Origin of the sequence: Chryseobacterium hilariae (assembly GCF_051400735.1) — a bacterium.
In the GTDB taxonomy this organism is placed as follows: domain Bacteria; phylum Bacteroidota; class Bacteroidia; order Flavobacteriales; family Weeksellaceae; genus Chryseobacterium.
In genome coordinates this window covers 1,038,125-1,058,486 of sequence record NZ_JBLFFJ010000001.1, presented here as the reverse complement: position 1 = coordinate 1,058,486, position 20,362 = coordinate 1,038,125, and the positions used below count along the sequence as shown (strand labels likewise).

Sequence of the window (20,362 nt, the reverse complement as noted above, 5' to 3'; positions counted from 1 at the left end):
TTTACCGCAGCACTTTATCTATTTTTAAGTTTATAAATAATCATTATGAAGAAAATTACAGTTGGAGCGATGCTGCTCTCAATGATGTTCGCAGGTGTTAATGCACAGTCTTTGAAATCACCGGATGGAAAATTTGAAATGAATTTTCAGTTGAAACAGGGAGTACCTTATTACAACCTGAAATATAATGGTGCTGTGGTGGTAGAAGATTCTAAGTTAGGATTGAGATTATTTAAAGATTCAGCTATCAAATTCGCTTCCGAAATTGCTAAGGCTGAAGACGCAAAATTTGACCTGAACAACGGGTTCACGAAAACACAAGAAAAACGTGACTCTAAAAATGAAACCTGGCAGCCGGTGCTTGGTGAAAAGAAAAACTATGTTAATCATTACAACGAACTTGCCATTACCCTTGATCAGGCTTCTACAAGCAGAAGCATTGTTGTAAAGTTCAGACTGTTTAATGATGGATTGGGATTCAGATATGAATTTCCGCAGCAAAAAAACCTGAACTATTTCGTGATCAGAGAAGAAGATTCCGAAATTGATTTCCCTACAGATATGAAAGCATGGTGGATGGTTGCAGATTATGATTCCCAGGAATATCAATACCAGGAAACAAAGATCTCCGAAATTCCTTCCCAATGGGATAAGGCATTCGATGCCAATGCTTCCCAGGCTCTCGTTAAAAATGCTGTCCAGTCTCCGTTGATGCTTAAAAAGGAAGGTAAAAATCCTTTGTATGTGAATGTGGCAGAAGCAGCTGTTTTAGATTATCCAGCTTCCCATCTTGAAGTGGATGCTCAAAGTTTTAAGTTCAAAACACATCTTACTGCTGACAGGCAGGGGGCAAAAGGATATATTCAAACCCCTTCAGTAACGCCTTGGAGAACTATTATCGTTTCTCCGAAAGCAGAAGAGGTGATGGAATCCAAAATGATCTTCAACCTTAACGAACCTACAAAATATACCGATACTTCCTACATTCATCCTACCAAATATATGGGTGTATGGTGGGAAATGATCATCGGAAAATCCCAGTGGGCTTATTCTACCGCTGAAAACTTACATCTGGACAAAACAGATTTCTCAAAACTGACGCCAAACGGAAAGCATGCGGCGAACAATACAAAAGTTAAAGAGTATATCGACTTTGCGGCTGAAAACGGTTTTCAGGGACTGCTGATTGAAGGATGGAACATTGGTTGGGAAGACTGGTTCGGTCATTCCAAAGAATATGTTTTCGATTTTATTACACCTTACCCGGATTTTGATATCAAAATGCTGAATGATTATGCCCACTCAAAAGGGATTAAGCTTATCATGCACCACGAAACATCCGGTTCTGCAACCAACTACGAAAGATGGTCGGACAAAGCTTTCCAGCTGATGAATAAATACGGTTATGATGCCGTAAAAACAGGCTATGTAGGAGATATCATCCCAAGGGGAGAGCACCATTACTCACAGTGGACGATCAACCATTTTTACAGAATTGCTGAAAAAGCAAACGATTATAAAATAATGGTCAATTCCCACGAGTCAGTACGTCCTACAGGAGAAAGCCGTACCTATCCGAACTATATTTCTGCAGAAGCGGCCAGAGGAACTGAATACGAAGCATTCGGAGGAAATAAACCCGATCACCAGACCGTTCTTCCTTTTACAAGATGGATGGGTGGATCTATGGACTACACGCCGGGAATTTTTCAAACCAAATTAGACTATTATTTCCCTGGAGATAAGCGTTTTGTGAAAACTACACTTGCTAAACAGCTTGCCTTGTACGTAACAATGTACATGCCTCTTCAGATGGCAGCAGACCTTCCTGAAAACTATAAAAAGCATATGGATGCATTCCAGTTTATCAAGGATGTTGCAGCAGACTGGGATGATACTAAGATTCTGTCGGCAGAGCCGGGAGATTATGTCATCACAGCCAGAAAAGCAAAAGGCACTGACAATTGGTTTGTAGGAGGTATTACCGATGAAAATAAGCGAGAATACACCGTAGATTTCTCTTTCCTGGATAAAGGGAAAAAATATGAGGTAACAGTTTATGAAGATGGAAAAGATGCAGATTACATCGATAACCCTCAAAGCTATAACATCTACAAAAAGCAGGTCACCAGCAAATCTAAATTGAATTTCAAAATGGCAAGAAGCGGCGGTTTTGCAGTTTCTGTAAAGCCTGTCAATTAAGATTTAATTCATAAGTTTGTTATGCCCCGGTTCATTATATATTCGAAATGGGCCGGGGCATTACTTTTTTAGAACAAAAACAATTGATGAAAATATAGAAAAAATATACTGAACAGAACGACCTTGTTGATCAAAATATAATCATACATGAAAAAAATATACACAATTTTTGCCCTTTCAGCAGCTTCTGTAGCTTTTTCTCAGATTCAGAAAGTAGAGCCTGCTTTTTGGTGGAAAGGAATGAAAAATCCTGAACTTCAGATCCTGGTATATGGAAAAGATATTGCCCAAAATGAAATTGAGCTTTCCGACGGTATTCAGATAAAAGACATAAAAAAAGTTGAAAACCCCAATTATGTTTTTGTTACGGTCAATACCAATGAAATTAATGTTCCCAAGTTTAAAATCAATCTTAAGAAAGGAAAGAAAAATATAAGCTCCTACACTTATGAGCTGAAACAAAGAACGCCCGGATCCGCAGACCGTGAATCTTTTACTTCAAAAGATGTCATGTATCTTATCATGCCGGACCGTTTTGCTAACGGTGATGAAAAAAATGACTCCAGACCTGATCTTATTGAAAAAGCAGATCGTAGCTTACCGAACGGAAGACATGGCGGAGATCTTCGCGGAATTATCAATAACCTTGATTATATCCAAAACCTTGGAGCCACATCTGTCTGGCTTACACCTGTCAATGAAGACAATGAAAAAGTATATTCCTATCACGGATATGCACAGACTGATCTTTATAAAATCGACGGCCGCTACGGAACTAATGAAGAATACCGCGAACTTTCCCAGAAGCTGAACAAACGGAATATGAAGCTGGTTATGGATTATGTAACCAACCATTGGGGAGTGTCCCATTGGATCATCAAAGACCTGCCTTCAAAAGACTGGATTCACTGGTTTGATGAAGGGAAAAATGGCTTTTACCGGTCCAATTATAAAACAACGACCCAGTTTGATACCAATGCCTCAGAAATTGATAAAAAATACGCACTGGATGGCTGGTTTGATACCACCATGCCGGATGTCAATCAAAAAAATCCGTTGGTTTTAAAGTATCTTACCCAAAATGCAATCTGGTGGATTGAATATGCAGAATTGGGTGGCCTGCGCGTAGATACCTATCCGTACAATGATAAAGAAGGTATGGCCAAATGGGCAAAGGCGATTACCGATGAATATCCCAAATTCAATATTGTAGGTGAAACCTGGCTGTATACAGCAGGACAGATTTCTGCCTGGCAAAAAAACTCTAAAACTGGAGAAGCAGCCGGCTACAATTCAAATCTGCCTTCCGTTATGGATTTTATGCTGTTTGCTGATATGCCGAAAGCCCTTAAAGAAAAAGAGAGCTGGGATAACGGAATGATTAAAATTTACAACGTTTTTACCAGCGATTTCCTGTATCCGGACATCAATAATCTTCTGGTCTTCTTTGAAAATCATGATACCGAAAGATGGAATGAAATATTCAATGCCGATCCGAAAGCCTACAAAATGGCATTGACCCTGATTTCCACGGTCAGAGGCATTCCACAGATTTATTACGGTTCAGAAGTAGGGATGAGAGGAGATAAAGCTAAAGGAGGCGATGCCGATATCCGCAGGGATTTTCCTGGTGGGTGGAAATCGGATGCGCAGAATGCTTTTAACCCTTCATCACAGACTCCCGAACAGAAAGAATTTTATCAGTTTAGCCAAAAATTATTAAACTGGAGAAAAGGAAAAGAAGTGATTCATACCGGAAAAACTAAGAATTACGTTCCTCAGGATGGTGTATTTGTCTATTTCAGATATGATACCAAGGACAATGTAATGGTAGTTGTCAACAATAATGAAAAAGATCAGACATTAGATTTAAAACGTTTTTCAGAATCATTAAACGGTGTGACAAAAGGTAAAGACGTTATTTCAGGAAAGGAATTTTCTATGAAAAACAGTCTCACTGTACCAGCAAAAACTCCAATGATCATCGAACTCTAAAACTAAATCAATCATACAATGAAAAAAATAACAGTTATTTACACATTAGTGCTTTTTATACTTGGTTTTATGGGAATAAGCGCCCAATCCAACGGGGCAAGATTTGAAAAGGATAAAACAGAAATAGGAACTATGCTGGACGGCTTTAATACTGCTGCCGCAAAAGCTGATTTCACTGCCTATTTCAACTACTTTGCAGACGAGTCCACGTTTATTGGAACCGATGCCACAGAAGTTTGGGACAAAAAGGCTTTTATGGTTTGGGCCAAACCTTATTTTGACAAAAAGAAAACCTGGAATTTCACTTCCCTTAAAAGAAATATCTATTTCAGCAAAGACGGAAAACTGGCCTGGTTTGATGAGCTTCTGGATACCCAAATGAAAATCTGCAGAGGTTCAGGTGTTGTAGAAAAAATAAACGGAAGCTGGAAAGTAAAACAGTATGTACTTTCTGTAACTGTTCCGAATGATGTGGTTGATAAAGTGGTTGCAGAGAAAGCCGCCATTGAGAATGCCTTAATCCAAGAATTAAAAAAATAATAATGAATCCTCCGCACAATACTTTTTCAAAAAAGATAAAACCGAACCTGTCCATGGCCCAGATCATTAATATGAGTATGGGATTTTTAGGAATTCAGATGGCTTTTGGGTTACAAAATGGTAATGCAAGTAGAATTCTTGCCAATTTCGGGGCAGATGTTCACGAATTATCCTGGTTTTGGCTCGTTGCACCAATCACAGGACTTATTGTTCAGCCGATTATCGGACATATGGGAGATAACACCTGGAGTCCGCTCGGAAGAAGAAAGCCTTATTTTTTAATTGGAGCAGTTTTATGCGCGATTGGTTTAGTGATGCTTCCCAATGCTGCTTCTGCCACGCAAATGCTGGCTGCCAATGTTTTGTTGATGGCGGTTATTTTCCTGGCAATGATGGATGCATCAATCAATGTGGCAATGGAACCTTTTCGGGCATTGGTAGGAGATATGCTTCCGAAACACCAGGCAACCATTGGGTTTTCTGTTCAGACCATTTTAATAGGAATTGGGGCTGTTATAGGTTCTGATTTGCCGAACTGGCTGACAAAATTAGGAGTGTCAAATGTTGCTCCCAAAGGTTTTGTAGCAGACAATGTGATTTACTCTTTTTACATCGGGGCAGCAGTTTTAATTTTATCAATTTTATATACCATTATAACGACCAAAGAATATTCTCCGGAAGAGTTCGCATCATTTGAAGGTGGGAAACCCATTGTAAAAAATGAATCCAAATTCTCGGATATTTTTAAAGATTTCAGAAATGCACCTTCTCAGATGAAAAAGCTTGGAATTGTTCAGTTTTTTTCATGGTTTGCTTTATTTACCATGTGGGTTTTCACGACCAGTGCTTTGGCAACCCATCACTTCGGACTTTCTCCTGACGATACCCATTCAGTGGAATTTAATAAAGCCGGAGATTTGACGGGAAGTTTATTCGGAAGCTATAATTTTTATGCGATTTTCTTTGCATTTGCGCTGACTCCGATTGCTAAGTTTATTGGTAAAAAGCAAACCCACGCTTTAGCTTTGGCTTGTGGTGGATTAGGTCTTATTTCTATGTATTTTATCAAAGATATCCATAGCCTTTGGATTTCAATGATAGGATTAGGATTTGCCTGGGCAAGTATTCTTGCAATGCCTTATGCCATGCTGATTGATTCGATTCCGCAAAAGAAAATGGGGGTTTATATGGGAATTTTCAATTTCTTCATTGTAATCCCGCAAATCATCAATGGTATTTTCGGAGGACCCATTGTAAGCAGCGTTTTTGGAAAACAAGCCATTGATTATATTGTAGTCGGAGGTATCTGTATGTTAATCGGAGCTGTCGTTACAATGATTTTTGTAAAATCAGAAGATGAAACCCCTAAGGAAATAGAAGAAGAAATCCAGCAGGTACATTTTTAAAGAAAGAAGTTAGAAATTAGAGGGTAGAAGCTAGAGGAAGAAGTCGGATGATGGAAGCACAGAAACCTCGAATGTCAGTACAGTCAATCATAATATAATTCAATAGAAGCGGGCTTAGCCCGCTTTTTAAATTAATCCCATGAACAAAGGCTCTGGCCAAATGAATTATCAATGACAAATTATAAAAATTCAGCCTTGGTAGTTCAATGATCTATGCCAAAACTGTTTCAATTTCCGCAACCGCCTTCGAGAAATTCTCATCTTTCAACTGAGGAACCATCATTCCCTGAGATTTGAAAACCTCTACATCGGTAATTCCAATAAAACCAAATAAAGTTTTTAAATAATGCTCCATGTTCTCAATAAGTCCGTTTTCATACATTCCGCCGATGGCAAAATTTAAAAAAAGTTTTTTGTTTTGTAAAAGGCCTTTGGGTGTTCCGTCTGCATACGAAAATGTTTTCCCGGCAACCGCAATGCTGTCGATCCATGATTTTAGAGTCGAAGGGAAAGTGAAATTATAAAAAGGAACACCAATAACGATGATATCAGCTTCCTGAATTTCCTTCAATGCTTCGTCAGAATATTTTGAGGCTTCCTTCTGTTCATCATTCTTTTCTTCGTCAGGAACTCTGGAAGCGCTGAAATGATGAATTCCTAAATGCGGAATCGGGTTTAAAGCCAGATCACGAACAATAACTTTGCTTCCAGGATTTTTATCTAATAATCGATTGATAACAACTTGAGAAAGTTTGTTGCTTACAGAATCCTGTCCATTAATGCTTGTTTGGATATTTAAAATGTTTTCCATTTTGTAAATTTTTCGTTTTTATTAATGACAAAATTATTGTAATTTCACTTTCTAAAGTATAGCAGTTACCTAAAGGAAAGTGAAAAAATCGAAAAGCAACATAATCATAAAGATTGCATGCAGGCATTAAAGCCTGTCCGTGACACCTTAGATGTTATTAATGGCAAATGGAAATTACAGATTATCATTTCTTTAAACGCAGGCAATAAACGGTTTACAGAAATTGAAAGAAGTATCCCGAAACTAACCTCGAAAGTTTTAGCAAAAGAATTAAAGGAACTTGAACAAAACGGCTTAGTTGAAAGAATCGTTAAAGATACCTATCCTGTAAGTATAGAGTACCATCCCACACAATATACCAATACACTACACCCTGTTGTGGAATCTCTGAAAGATTGGGGTGAAAACCACCGCAAACGTATTTTCGGAACTCCAGCAGAGACAGAAAAATTGAAATAAATACTAGTAATATTAAATTAAGCATGTCAGTAAAAGCTTTATCTCAATTTTAGATTTCAAAACTAGTTTATATCCTCAGTCAATTTGTCTTAGATAAAATCTTTATGCCTTAAGTTTATACCATTGTATTAACAGAAAAACACTTCTGTCACAGTCCAAAATCCTTTCTTAACCTACATCAACACTTTCAAAGGCTCCCATCCCTTACATTTGTACTATAAATAATCACGTATGAAAACAGTATATCATAAAGCAGATTCAAGAGGCCATGCAGATCACGGCTGGCTAAACAGCTACCACACATTCAGCTTTGCCAATTATCAAAACAAAGACAGAATGAATTTTGGAGCATTAAGAGTATTGAACGACGATACCGTATCGCAGGGAATGGGATTTGGAACACATCCGCACAAGGATATGGAAATTATTTCTATTCCTCTGGAAGGAGACCTGGAGCATAAAGATTCAATGGGAACTACTGCCGTTATCAAAAAAGGGGAGATCCAGGTAATGAGCGCAGGAACCGGCGTAATGCACAGCGAATACAATAAAAATAAAGATGAGGCAGTGAAATTTCTGCAGATCTGGATTTTTCCTAAAGAACTGAATGTTGAGCCGAGATACGACCAGAAAAGTATAAAAGAAGGTGAAAAGATTAACGGATTCCAGCAGATCTTATCTCCCAACAAAAATGATGACGGAGTTTGGATTCATCAGGATGCCTGGTTTAATCTGGCTAATTTTAAAGCCGGAAACGGTAAAAATTATATGCTTAATAAAAAAGGAAACGGGGTATATGCCTTCGTTTTAAAAGGAAGCGCCAAAGTAGGAGACAGAATTTTGAATGAAAGGGACGGATTGGGAATCTGGGACACTCAGAGCTTTAATATTGAAGCAGTAGAAGATGCTGAGATCTTATTAATGGAGGTGCCAATGGAACTGCCGGCTTATTTAAAATAACATTAACGATCTTCGTAATAAATAGAACACAGTATAAAATAGACAATCAATGAAAGTTTTAGCAATAGCAGGAAGCAATTCGGATGCTTCAATGAACAGACACTTAGTAGCGTATGCCTCATCGCTTTTTGAAAATGCAGAAGTAGAAGTAGTAGATTTGAACCCTTTTGAAATGCCTATTTATAAGCATGAAAGAGAACTGGCCGATGGAATTCCTCAGGAAGCACGCGATTTTGCAGCAAAAGTTGACGAAGCTAATCTTCTTTTGGTTTCATTACCTGAGCACAATGGAACATACTCTACAGCATTTAAAAATGTATTCGACTGGGTGTCCAGAATCAAGGACAGAACCGTATGGAACGAAATACCTATGCTGCTGATGTCTACCTCGCCCGGAGGCAGAGGAGGAGCTGGAGTTTTAGAAGCTGCATCCAAGCGTTTTCCTTTCCACGGAGGGAATATTGTAGAAACTTTCTCACTTCCTTTCTTTAATGATAACTTTGATAAAGCGGCTCAGAAGATTTCTAATGCAGAGAAAGACAGTGAATTAAAAGAAAAAATCAAGAAGATTGCAGCCATTGAAATTATCCTTGAAAAATAGAATTTGAATATTAATTTAAAATTACTATTTTTGCAAAAAGAAATAAGATGAAATTTCAGACCACTTTTAAAGAATGTTTCTCAGAGAAAGGGAAAACTGTGGGCTCTGAAATTCTGAGATAAAATAACGGCCGATAATCTACCAAGATTGTCGGCTTTTTTATTTTCTAAAATCGATATAAAAAGTAATTATAGAAATAAAATGTACCAATATACCAATGTATCAATTTACCAGTTTTTTGGTTTTCCCAACAAGATGATTGTTACATTGTTAAACTGATACATTGCTACATTAATAAAAATTATTAAACATGAGCAACACTTACAAATCAGCAGGCGTAGACAAAGAAGAAGGGTACAAAACGGTTAATAAGATCAAAAAAGCGGTAGGCGAAACCCACAACTCAAATGTATTGAACCATTTGGGAAGTTTTGGGGCTTTCTATGAGATCGGAGGATATAAAAATCCCGTGCTGGTTTCAGGAACAGACGGAGTAGGAACCAAGCTGAAAGTAGCTTTGGATACCAAACAATACGATTCTATCGGTATCGACTGTTTCGCCATGTGTGCCAATGATATCCTTTGCCACGGTGCAAAACCATTATTCTTCTTAGATTATCTGGCTTGCGGTAAGCTTGATTCAGAAATTGCTGCTGAGATCGTCCTTGGAATGGTGAAAGCTTGTAAGGACAACAACTGTGCACTGATCGGTGGTGAAACTGCTGAAATGCCGGGAATGTACCAGCCAGGAGATTATGATGTTGCCGGATTCTGTGTAGGAATCGTTGAAAAAGATCAGATTATTGATGGTTCTACTATCAAAGCAGGAAACAAAATTATTGCTCTGCCAAGCTCTGGATTTCACTCCAACGGATTTTCATTGGTAAGAAAAGTATTCCCTAATTTCGAAGAAGAGTTTGAAGGAAAACCTTTATTCGAAACACTTTTAGTGCCAACAAGATTATATTATAAAGATATCCACAAAGTATTGGAAGAAGTAAAGGTTTCCGGTATTGCCCACATTACAGGTGGTGGCCTTTATGAAAATGTTCCAAGAATTATTCCTGAAGGATTATGTGCTTCTATCGATGCAGCCAAGATCAAAATTCCTAGCGTAATGCTTGAACTGGAAAAAAGAGGCGGAGTATCCCGTGAAGAAATGTTCGGAACCTTCAATATGGGAGTGGGCATGATCATCGTTGCAGATGCAGACCACGCTGAAAAAGTATTGCATCTTTTAGATGATGCGTACGAAATTGGTGAGATTACGGAAGGAAGCGAGAAGATTAATTTAGCAATATAACAATTGATCAATGTACCAGTGTACCAATTAAATTCATTGTTACATTGTTAGACTGATACATGGTTACATTAACAACATGAAAAACATCGTTATACTCGTTTCAGGTTCCGGAACCAATTTGCAAAGAATTATAGATGCTACTGAGAGCGGAGAAATCCAGAATGCAAAAGTATCTTTAGTCGTGGCAGACAGAGAATGTTACGGACTTGAAAGAGCAAAAAATCATCATATAGAAAACGTTCTGATTCCCAGAGGAAAGAATTTCAGCAGTGAATTGGGAAATGTGATTCCGAAAGATACAGATCTTATTGTATTGGCAGGATTCCTATCCATCCTGAGACCTGAGTTCTGTGAAAACTGGACCGGAAAAATCATCAATATCCATCCGGCACTGCTTCCGAAATTCGGAGGAAAGGGAATGTGGGGAATGAATGTTCACAATGCTGTTATTGAAGCTGGGGAAAAAGAAAGCGGTGCAACCGTACATTTTGTAACTCCGGGAATAGATGAAGGTGAAGCGATTCTTCAGAAATCATTTGAAGTAAACGCAGAAGATACTCCGGAAACCATTGCAGAGAAAGTTCACCATATTGAATATGAAATATTTCCAAAAGCCATCAATAAAGTTTTAGGAAATTAAATAATATACCAATAACAAAGTACCAGTGTACCAATTAAATTCATTGTTACATTGCTAGACTGATACATTGCTACATTAAAAAAAAATCTAAGTAAATAAAAGTAAGGCCGGGGGTGAAAGACCGGGCTACAGTTTGAAATAGCTGTAAAAAGTAAAAAATTGAAAGTAAAATGAGTAAAAAGAGAGTTTTAATCAGTGTTTCTGACAAAAGCGGCTTGACCGAGTTCGCCCAGTTTTTGGAAGCCCAGAATTATGAGTTGATTTCTACAGGAGGAACGTTCAAACATTTGAAAGACGCTGGTTTAAATCCGATTCAGATTGATGAGGTAACCAATTTCCCTGAAATGCTGGATGGCAGAGTGAAAACCCTTCACCCTAAAGTGCACGGAGGTCTTTTAGCAGTCCGCTCCAATGAAGAGCACATGAAAACCGTTCAGGAACACGGAATTGATCTGATCGACATGGTGATCGTAAACCTTTATCCTTTCTTTGAAAATGTGAACAAAGATATTTCTTTACATGAGAAGGTAGAATTTATCGACATCGGAGGTCCTTCAATGCTTCGTTCTGCCGCTAAGAACTTTGATTCCGTTACTGTAATTACCGATGTCGAAGATTATGCGACGGTAAGGCTTGAAATGGAGCAGAACGGCGATACGTACATCGAAACACGTAAGAAGCTTGCAGGAAAAGTATTCAACCTTACTTCAGCTTACGACGGAGCTATTTCAAGAATGCTTTTGGATGAAGAATATCCTACCTATCTTAATGCTTCATACAAAAAAGCGTCCGACTTAAGATATGGTGAAAACCCTCACCAGACTGCTGCTTACTACGTTTCTACCTTTGAGAACGGTGCGATGAAAGATTTCGAACAGTTGGGTGGTAAAGAACTTTCTTTCAACAACCTTCGTGATATGGATCTTTGCTGGAAAGTAGTTACGGAGTTTAAAGAAGAAATGGCATGCTGCGCAGTGAAGCACTCTACGCCTTGTGGAGTAGCGATCGGAACATCAGCTTTAGAAACTTACCAAAAGACTTTTGAATGTGATCCGGTTTCCATTTTTGGCGGAATTGTTGCAATGAACTATAAAATCGATGCGGCAACAGCTGAAGAACTGAACAAAACGTTCCTTGAGATCGTAATGGCTCCGGAATTTGATGAAGCAGCTCTCGAAGTTTTAAGAAAAAAGAAAAACCTTAGAATTATAAAAATCGTTAACCCTGTTTCTGATAAGCAGACTTGGGTGAAGATCGACGGTGGTATCCTGGTTCAGGACAATGACAACCATTTCTCTGACGATATCAAAGTGGTAACTGAGGTACAGCCTTCCGAAGAGCAGAAAAAAGCCCTTCTTTTCTCCCAGAGAGTTGTGAAGTATGTAAAGTCAAATGCAATTGTTGTTTCCAATGGTATCCAGGCCTTCGGAATCGGTGGCGGGCAGGTGAACAGAATCTGGGCTACCGAACAGGCCATCGAAAGAGCCAAAGAGAAATTCTCAGGAGATCTTGTTTTGGCTTCTGACGCTTTTTTCCCTTTCCGTGATGTGGTAGATTTTTGCGCCAAAGAAGGAATTAAGGCCATCATCCAGCCAGGCGGAAGTGTAAAAGATCAGGACAGCATTGAAGCTGCCAATGAGCACGGTATCCCAATGATGTTTACAGGAGTTAGACACTTTTTACATTAATTAAAATAGAATTAAAAAATAATTTGGGATTGTATTTATAGCATTCAAAATTATATATTTGTAAAATAGACTAGATAATAAATAAAGTATGAGAATATTAATCATAGGTGAAGGCGGTAGAGAATCTGCTTTAGCAGCAAAGCTTCAGAATGACCCGAGAATTTCTAAAATGTTTTTTGCTAACGGTAATGCTACCACCGATGTAATAGGGAAAAATGTTCATTTATCAGAGATCAAAGAATTGAGAGATTTCGCTATTAAAGAAAAGATAGATCTTACCATCGTAGGTCCTGAAGCACCTCTTGTAGCAGGATTGAAGGATGAATTTAAAAAGCACGATCTTAAAGTTTTCGGTCCCAACCAAAAAGTAGCAAGCCTGGAAGGAAGTAAGGCTTTCTCTAAAAAATTTATGCAGACCTATGATATCAAAACGGCTAAAGCTGTAGTATTTGATTCATACAATGATGCTAAAGAATATGTTCAGACACAGCAGTATCCTTTAGTGGTTAAGGCCAGTGGATTGGCAGGTGGAAAAGGTGTTGTTATCTGTGACAACCTTGAAGAAGCTGAAGCTACGATTCACGACTTCATGATCAGAAGAATTTATGGAGATGCCGGCATCCGTCTGGTTATTGAAGAATATTTAGAAGGTTTTGAAGCTTCAATCATTGCATTCTCAAACGGTGAAAAGATTTTCCCTTGTATCGCTGCAAAAGATTACAAAAAAGCCGGAAACGGTGACACAGGACCAAATACCGGTGGGATGGGATCTGTAGCTCCAAGCCCTGATTTTACTCAGGAGCACTACGCTGATTTCGAAAAAAATATCTTACAGACTACCATTAACGGTCTTAAAGGAGAAGGATTCAGCTTTAAAGGAATCATTTTCTTCGGATTGATGGTGACTAAAAACGGAACCTACCTTCTTGAATACAACATGAGATTCGGAGATCCTGAAACTCAGGTATTAATGGCATTAATGGAAAACAACCTTCTTGATGTGATCCAGGACTGTATGGAAGGAAAAGATATCCAGCTTAAGTTTAAAGACGAAAAAGCAGTATGTCTTGTGATGTGTTCCGGAGGTTACCCAAGAAACATCGAAACAGGGTACGAAATTGTAGGTGAGGACAAGCTTAAACATTCAAAACTTCTTTACGCAGGTGCCGTAAGAAAAGGCGATAAAGTGGTTTCCAACGGCGGACGTGTTCTGAACGTGGTGGCTACAGGAGCGACTTACGATGATGCCCGCAAAAAGGTGTACGAAGATGCAGCCCACATTCATTTCGATTATGGATTCTACAGAGAAGACATCGGAAAGTTTTAAAATAAATCACGAAAAAAGATTTGGAACATTTCCAAGTCTTTTTTTGTAAAACAGTCAATATTAGATACCAGATGCAAGAACTCAGATTCCAGACACCCAAGTCTGATATCTGACGTCTGACATCTGACATCATTTATCAATCATCATTTATCAATCATCATTTATCAATTATAATAATGAACAACGGTATTATCATATTAGATTTCGGATCACAGTACAACCAGCTTATCGGAAGAAGAATCCGTGAAATGGGTGTGTACTCTGAAATCCTTCCTTTCAATACACCTTTACAGGATATTCTAGCCAAACAGCCAAAAGGAATTATCCTTTCCGGAGGACCAAGCTCTGTGAATGCAGAAAATGCACACTTAGTAGAAAAAGAACTGTATGAGCAAGGCGTTCCTGTTTTGGGAATTTGCTACGGAATGCAGCTTACAGCTCACCTTTTAGGTGGAAAAGTAAACAAAGGTGAAAAAGGAGAGTACGGAAAAGCCCATTTGGATATCATTAAAGAAAGTTCTTTACTCAAAGGAGTTACTCAGAATTCTATCGTATGGATGAGTCACTTTGATGAAGTAGGAGCACTGCCTGCGGGTTTTGAATTGAATGCAAAATCAGGAGTAATGGCTTCTATGTCCAATGAAGATAGAAAAATCTACTGCGTACAGTTCCACCCGGAGGTTTCTCACACTGAAGAAGGCGGGAAAATGCTTGAAAACTTTGTTTTTGCCATCTGTAATGCTGAGAAAAACTGGAAGCTGACGAATTATATCGAAAAAACAGTTGAAGAGATCCGTGAGAAAGTAGGAGACAGCAGAGTGATCCTTGGACTTTCCGGAGGAGTTGACTCTTCTGTAGCAGCAGTTTTAATTCACAAAGCAATCGGTGATCAGCTGACTTGTATCTTTGTTGATACGGGATTATTGAGAAAAGACGAGGGCCAGAAAGTAATGGACAACTATGGAGAACATTTCCATATGAACATTAAAATGGTGGATGCTAAAGAAAGATTCCTTTCAAAATTGGCAGGAGTAGACGATCCTGAACAGAAAAGAAAGATTATCGGAAACGAGTTTATTCATGTTTTTGATGAAGAATCCCATAAAATTGAAGGCGCTAAATTCTTAGCTCAGGGAACCATTTATCCTGACGTTATCGAAAGCCAGTCTGTCAACGGACCGTCTGCAGTAATCAAGTCACACCACAATGTAGGAGGACTTCCTGAAGATATGGAATTCGAATTATTGGAGCCTTTAAGAGAGCTTTTCAAAGATGAGGTAAGAAAAGTAGGTGAGGAGTTAGGTATTCCACATCATTTAGTACACAGACACCCTTTCCCGGGTCCTGGATTAGGAATCAGAGTATTGGGAGCTGTAGATGCTGAGAAAGTGAAAATCCTTCAGGAAGCTGATGATATTTTCATTGAAGAATTATACAAAAATGATCTTTATGAAAAAGTTTCTCAGGCCTTCGTAGTGCTTCTTCCTGTGAAATCAGTAGGAGTAATGGGAGATGAAAGAACTTACGAATATACAGCTGTAGTCCGTTCTGCCAACACCATCGATTTTATGACGGCAACGTGGAGCAGACTTCCTTACGAGTTTCTGGATACTGTATCCAGCAGAATCATCAACGAAGTAAGAGGAATCAACAGAGTAGCTTACGATATTTCAAGCAAGCCGCCTGCAACTATTGAGTGGGAATAATTTTCACTGTGATTTTATAATACAGATCCTGCTCTTTATGGGGCAGGATTTTTTGTTAGTATTAAATGATATTACTACCAGGTGTTTATTTAGAAGTGATATTGTAAAAAAAGTCTTCGACTGCACTCAGACTGATAAAGTTCGAAAACCAACCTGTTAGTAGTGATGTCACACTGAGCGAAGTCGAAGTGTGTAAGTTGATTTATTGATTTCAGGAATAAGTACAACGAAATAAAATACTCCTGCCTAGTTATGGGGGTATTTTTTATTGAAATATGAAATCTGAGAAAATTTGAGACTTATCTTCACTGAAAAAGAACATTCTACTTATTCCGTTATACCTCGCAATTACAAATTTAATATGTTCATGAGATTGTTGTTCTATCAGACAGAAATCGTCAAGAATCTGTTTGGTTAATCTTTTTACATTCTCATCTTGAGCTATCTTATTTCTCAGCGTATATAATGATATTAAATCTTTTATAGGTAATGGACGATCTGTATAGGAAATTTCAAAACTTTTCATTTTGGGATCATATTCTTGAATTTTATAATAAATTGAATCTTCCATTTGTTGAAGTTATGTTAAGTAGATTTTTTTTTCCTAAATTTAAGTAAAATTACGTCAAATGCAAATAGAAACAAGAGCCCTGACGCTTCAGGATTATGATGAACTGGTAGTAACAATGAAACGCGCGTATCCGCAGATGTCCGAATCTATTTGGTCTAAAAAAAGCATCGAAAAGCTCACCAGAATATTCCCCAAAGGTCAGATCTGTATCACCGTAGACGGAAAACTGGCTGCCGTAGCGCTTTCCATTATTGTGAATTATGACGAATTCGGAGACGATCATACCTATGTCGATATTACAGGAAATTATACCTTCAATACCCATCTTTCCACAGGAAATGTACTCTATGGAATCGAGGTCTTTGTAGATCCCGAATTCCGCGAGCTACGTCTGGGAAGGAGATTGTATGATGCCAGAAAAGAATTATGTGAATTACTTAATCTGAAATCGATCATTCTGGGTGGAAGAATCCCGAATTATCATAAATACAGCGACGAGCTTTCCCCAAGAGAATACATCAGAAGAGTAAGAGACAAGGAAATTTACGATCCTGTGCTGTCTTTCCAGCTTTCCAATAATTTTCTTCCTATAAAGATCCTCAAAAAGTATCTTCCCGAAGATGAATCGTCACTGGAAAATGCTGTTTTGCTTCAATGGAATAACATTTATTATAGCAAAAAGCCGAATACGATGCAGGACAGCATCATCCGTTTGGGACTTGTACAGTGGCAGATGAGACATTTTAAAAATATCGATGCGTTTTATGAGCAGGTAGAATTTTTTGTCAATGTAATGGGCGATTATAAATCCGATTTTGTCCTTTTCCCGGAACTGTTCAATACCCCGTTGCTGGCGCCGTTCAATAAGCTTTCAGAAAGAGACAGTATGATAGAATTGGCTAAATTAAGTGAGGACATCAAGAATAAAATTTCCGAACTGGCCATCAGCTACAACGTCAATATTATTTCCGGAAGTATGCCTGTTTTTGATCATGATCATAACGATTTGTATAACGTGAGCTATCTGCTTCACCGCGACGGCCGGATCGATGAATACCGGAAGATCCACATCACACCGAATGAAAGAAAATACTATGGAATGAAAGGCGGAAACGAGATCAGGGTTTTCGATACCGACTGCGGAAAAATAGGTCTTGTCATCTGTTACGACGTAGAGTTTCCCGAACTGCCGAGAATTTTGGCAGATCAGGGCATGAAAATTCTGTTCGTACCTTATCTTACGGATACGCAGAATGCTTACATAAGAGTCCGTCACTGTGCAGCGGCAAGAGCTATTGAAAATGAATGTTACGTTGCTATCGCAGGTTGTGTAGGAAATCTTCCGGGAGTGAACAATATGGATATTCAGTTTGGGCAGGCTGCCGTATTTACACCTTCAGATTTTGCTTTTCCGTCCAATGCCATAAAAGGAGAAGCGACTCCCAATACAGAAATGACCCTTATTGTAGATGTGGACCTTAATCTCCTGAAAGACCTCCATCATAACGGATCCGTTCAGGTGATGAATGACCGCAGAAAAGATCTGTACGAAACCTACCTTAAATAAGAATATTATAATTTAAATAAAAATATCCTGTTCAATTTGGACAGGATATTATGCTTACATTTATTTCATTAAAATAAAAAAGAGCAGACAAAAATCTGCTCTATACTTAAATAGGTTCTTTTTATAAATATTTAGGACATACCACGGCAGGGCAGATCAGTTTTGGACATCTTGGCCTTCCGTCAGTAGGGCAGCATTCATATGAGCAGTTCCCGATAATGATACCGCCTCCGTTAATTCCTTTTAATTGCTCTCTTGAAAGTTTGTTGTTTCGTAAATTTTTCATTTTTTAATATTTATAGGTTAGTTTGATGGGTATAAAGATAAAAAAATACATTAAATAATATCAGTAATGTAAATTTTTTTCTTTAGCATTTTCAGTGATTTGAAAAAAATAAGCTAAGAATATATATTTTTTTTGAGGATATTCTTAAATTTACTATCTTCACTGATCAATTTAAATAAAATATAATGACAGGAACAGTAAAATGGTTTAACGAAACAAAAGGTTTTGGTTTTATTACACCAGACGGAGGCGGAAACGATATTTTTTGCCATCATTCAGCCATTCAGTCTTCAGGCCTTAGATCTTTAAAAGAAGGACAGGCAGTAGAATTTGAGATTAAAGAAGGTAAAAAAGGACCTGAAGCAGACAATGTTAAAGTAGTAGGATAATCACTTATTAAAGATATTGTTTAAAATAAAGCTGCCATTTCAGGCGGCTTTTTTTATGGATTTTGGATTTGAAAAATTTGTTCGATGCAAAGGGGCATTTGACTGAACAGTGCTTTAGCTTAACTTAAATTTTATTCTACTTAACTCTACGGTTTACTGTTCAAATAAAAACTAAAATAGCAATAGGAACAATTTTTGGAGTAATTTGCACCAACTATTTAGAAATATATGTTTGACAAGCAGCAACGAAAACTGAAAAGATCAGCCAGGCTCATTTCCGTACTGAGTAAATACGGGTTTAAGGATATGCTGGCAAGGATGAATACAGGAAATAAGCAGGAACCACTTTCTGTTGATCCGGATGAGGTCATTTCTAAAGGGACAGTATATGAGAGAATCAGGCTGGTGCTGGAAGAGCTTGGGCCTACATTTGTAAAGCTTGGCCAGACCTTCAGCAACAGGGAAGATTTGCTTCCGCCAGAGCTGATCCAGGAGCTGCAGAGACTTCAGGACAAGGTGGATACGGTAGATATGGATGTAGAAGAAATTCTGGAAAATGAATTCAATATATCAGTCAAAGACCATTTTCAGGAAATTCAGAAAGAACCTTTGGCCACAGCATCTATTGCACAGGTGTATAAAGCAGTTTTGCTGGATGGAAGTCCTGTGATTCTTAAACTTAAAAAGGCTGATGTACAGACCGTTATTGAAGACGACTTACTTCTTATAAAAGACTTGGAAAAACTCATCTCTGCTTATTCTGAAATCGGAGAAAAGCTCAATCTGAAACAGGCGATTTCCACTTTTGAGAAATCTCTGCTGGAAGAAGTTTCCCTGATCAATGAAAAAGAAAATATTCTGCATTTTGCCCGGAATTTCAAGAATAATAAGGAAACGTATGTTCCGAAGATCTATGAAGAATATTCCAACAATAATATTCTCTGCATGGAGTTCATCGACGGGATCAAGGTGACTGATAAAGCTTCTCTTTTAGCCCATAACATTGACCCTGTAAAGGTATCCGAAGTAGGTTTAAGACTGTTTGTTTCACAGATCCTGGATTACGGTTTTTTCCATGCTGATCCGCACGCCGGTAATATTTTAGTGAAAAAAGATGGGAAAATCGTTTTTATAGATTTCGGTGCGGTAGGAAAGATACAGCCGAATGATAAGGAAATCCTTGAAAGTCTGATTGTAAGCTTTGTTGCTAAAAATCCACATAAAATTGTCCGCTATCTTAAAAAAATGGCTGTCAGCTACGAAATTCCCGATGAAAGAAGATTTGAAAATGATGTGGAGGATATTTTGAATTTTGTTCACAGCTCATCGCTGCAGGATATTAATGTTCAGGTGATCATCAATAAAATGAAGGATATTCTGAAGGATAACAGGCTTTACATGCCCGACTATTTTTATCTTTTGTTTAAAGGGATCAGCCTGATTGAAGGTGTTGGGAGAACGATCAATCCGGATCTGGATATCGTGAAAAGCCTTCATCCGTATACCCGGAAAATTCTGACAAAAAAGATCAAGCCAAAGAATCTTTTAAAAACGGGAATGGACAGGATGATGAATTTCACAGATAATGTAGATGAAATTCCCAAAGAGTTACGATCTGTACTCCAAAAGCTGGATGATAATAAATTCACCGTATCCAGTGAGATCAAAAATATTGAAAAGACCAACCAGTTAATTAAATCCAGTATCATCAATTTAATTTTAGCCATGGTTTTGGGTGCTAATATTATTGCCACAGCTATTGTTTTTGTGTCAGAATCCGGTCCACGGGTTGGTGAAATGTCTTTGGTGGCCGTTTTAGGCTTTGTTTTTTCTATTATATTGGTCTTGGTTCTTTTACTGAGAGTAACCAGGAAATAAATGAAAACTGGTATAGGAATTAGCCAGGAGAAT

18 protein-coding genes are annotated in these 20,362 nt (G+C 38.1%); 15 read left to right on the top strand and 3 right to left on the bottom strand.

The window, feature by feature from the left end; all coding sequences use genetic code 11:
* Positions 1-45: 45 nt before the first annotated feature.
* The 4 genes from ACMGDK_RS04905 to ACMGDK_RS04890 all read left to right on the top strand — a co-directional run bounded on the left by ACMGDK_RS04905 (position 46) and on the right by ACMGDK_RS04890 (position 6,143).
* Positions 46-2,202 carry a glycoside hydrolase family 97 protein gene (locus ACMGDK_RS04905; protein ID WP_436806901.1) on the top strand — a complete coding sequence of 719 codons (2,157 nt, stop codon included), beginning with the start codon at positions 46-48 and terminating at the stop codon, positions 2,200-2,202.
* 147 nt (positions 2,203-2,349) lie between these two features.
* Positions 2,350-4,197, top strand: a complete 1,848-nt coding sequence (locus tag ACMGDK_RS04900) for a glycoside hydrolase family 13 protein (RefSeq protein WP_436806900.1) — start codon at positions 2,350-2,352, stop codon at positions 4,195-4,197.
* Between the two features lie 18 nt (positions 4,198-4,215).
* Positions 4,216-4,737: a nuclear transport factor 2 family protein gene (locus ACMGDK_RS04895; RefSeq protein ID WP_436806899.1), complete on the top strand. Its 522-nt coding sequence runs from the start codon at positions 4,216-4,218 to the stop codon at positions 4,735-4,737.
* 2 nt (positions 4,738-4,739) lie between these two features.
* On the top strand, positions 4,740-6,143 hold the full coding sequence (locus tag ACMGDK_RS04890) for an MFS transporter (RefSeq protein WP_436806898.1): 1,404 nt from the start codon (positions 4,740-4,742) through the stop codon (positions 6,141-6,143).
* Between the two features lie 211 nt (positions 6,144-6,354).
* Here ACMGDK_RS04890 and ACMGDK_RS04885 read toward each other — a convergent pair whose 3' ends face one another.
* A complete protein-coding gene (locus ACMGDK_RS04885; RefSeq protein WP_436806897.1) occupies positions 6,355-6,954 on the bottom strand; it encodes an FMN-dependent NADH-azoreductase in 600 nt (199 codons plus the stop codon).
* 117 nt (positions 6,955-7,071) lie between these two features.
* On the opposite strand from ACMGDK_RS04885, the gene ACMGDK_RS04880 reads away from it, so the two are divergent.
* The 8 genes from ACMGDK_RS04880 (at position 7,072) to guaA (ending at position 15,638) form a co-directional block, all read left to right on the top strand.
* Positions 7,072-7,413: a winged helix-turn-helix transcriptional regulator gene (locus ACMGDK_RS04880; RefSeq protein ID WP_436806896.1), complete on the top strand. Its 342-nt coding sequence runs from the start codon at positions 7,072-7,074 to the stop codon at positions 7,411-7,413.
* Between the two features lie 231 nt (positions 7,414-7,644).
* Positions 7,645-8,373 (top strand): pirin family protein, encoded by a 729-nt coding sequence (locus ACMGDK_RS04875; RefSeq protein ID WP_436806895.1) that lies wholly within the window; start codon positions 7,645-7,647, stop codon positions 8,371-8,373.
* 49 nt (positions 8,374-8,422) lie between these two features.
* Positions 8,423-8,974, top strand: a complete 552-nt coding sequence (locus tag ACMGDK_RS04870) for an NADPH-dependent FMN reductase (protein WP_436806894.1) — start codon at positions 8,423-8,425, stop codon at positions 8,972-8,974.
* A 310-nt stretch (positions 8,975-9,284) separates the two neighbouring features.
* A complete protein-coding gene (purM, locus tag ACMGDK_RS04865; RefSeq protein WP_436806893.1) occupies positions 9,285-10,277 on the top strand; it encodes a phosphoribosylformylglycinamidine cyclo-ligase in 993 nt (330 codons plus the stop codon).
* A 76-nt stretch (positions 10,278-10,353) separates the two neighbouring features.
* Complete coding sequence (purN, locus tag ACMGDK_RS04860) at positions 10,354-10,917, top strand: phosphoribosylglycinamide formyltransferase (protein WP_436806892.1); 564 nt, start codon at positions 10,354-10,356, stop codon at positions 10,915-10,917.
* A gap of 170 nt (positions 10,918-11,087) precedes the next feature.
* Positions 11,088-12,605, top strand: coding sequence for a bifunctional phosphoribosylaminoimidazolecarboxamide formyltransferase/IMP cyclohydrolase (gene purH / locus ACMGDK_RS04855; protein ID WP_436806891.1), 1,518 nt, complete (start codon positions 11,088-11,090; stop codon positions 12,603-12,605).
* An 88-nt stretch (positions 12,606-12,693) separates the two neighbouring features.
* Positions 12,694-13,932, top strand: a complete 1,239-nt coding sequence (gene purD / locus ACMGDK_RS04850; protein ID WP_436806890.1) for a phosphoribosylamine--glycine ligase — start codon at positions 12,694-12,696, stop codon at positions 13,930-13,932.
* A gap of 176 nt (positions 13,933-14,108) precedes the next feature.
* The gene (gene guaA / locus ACMGDK_RS04845; RefSeq protein ID WP_436806889.1) at positions 14,109-15,638 is read left to right on the top strand and encodes a glutamine-hydrolyzing GMP synthase; all 1,530 of its coding nucleotides are present in this window, start codon (positions 14,109-14,111) and stop codon (positions 15,636-15,638) included.
* Between the two features lie 265 nt (positions 15,639-15,903).
* Here guaA and ACMGDK_RS04840 read toward each other — a convergent pair whose 3' ends face one another.
* The gene (locus tag ACMGDK_RS04840; protein WP_436806888.1) at positions 15,904-16,209 is read right to left on the bottom strand and encodes a hypothetical protein; all 306 of its coding nucleotides are present in this window, start codon (positions 16,207-16,209) and stop codon (positions 15,904-15,906) included.
* Positions 16,210-16,267: 58 nt separating this feature from the next.
* Between ACMGDK_RS04840 and ACMGDK_RS04835 the strand changes: the two genes are divergently transcribed.
* Positions 16,268-17,776 (top strand): carbon-nitrogen hydrolase family protein, encoded by a 1,509-nt coding sequence (locus ACMGDK_RS04835; RefSeq protein ID WP_111957657.1) that lies wholly within the window; start codon positions 16,268-16,270, stop codon positions 17,774-17,776.
* Between the two features lie 121 nt (positions 17,777-17,897).
* On the opposite strand, the gene ACMGDK_RS04830 is transcribed toward ACMGDK_RS04835, so the two are convergent.
* Complete coding sequence (locus ACMGDK_RS04830; RefSeq protein WP_436806887.1) at positions 17,898-18,062, bottom strand: hypothetical protein; 165 nt, start codon at positions 18,060-18,062, stop codon at positions 17,898-17,900.
* Positions 18,063-18,247: 185 nt separating this feature from the next.
* On the opposite strand from ACMGDK_RS04830, the gene ACMGDK_RS04825 reads away from it, so the two are divergent.
* Together ACMGDK_RS04825 and ACMGDK_RS04820 are read left to right on the top strand one after the other, a co-directional pair.
* Positions 18,248-18,451 carry a cold-shock protein gene (locus ACMGDK_RS04825; protein ID WP_167409426.1) on the top strand — a complete coding sequence of 68 codons (204 nt, stop codon included), beginning with the start codon at positions 18,248-18,250 and terminating at the stop codon, positions 18,449-18,451.
* Positions 18,452-18,679: 228 nt separating this feature from the next.
* Positions 18,680-20,329, top strand: coding sequence for an ABC1 kinase family protein (locus ACMGDK_RS04820; RefSeq protein ID WP_436806886.1), 1,650 nt, complete (start codon positions 18,680-18,682; stop codon positions 20,327-20,329).
* Positions 20,330-20,362: the final 33 nt, after the last annotated feature.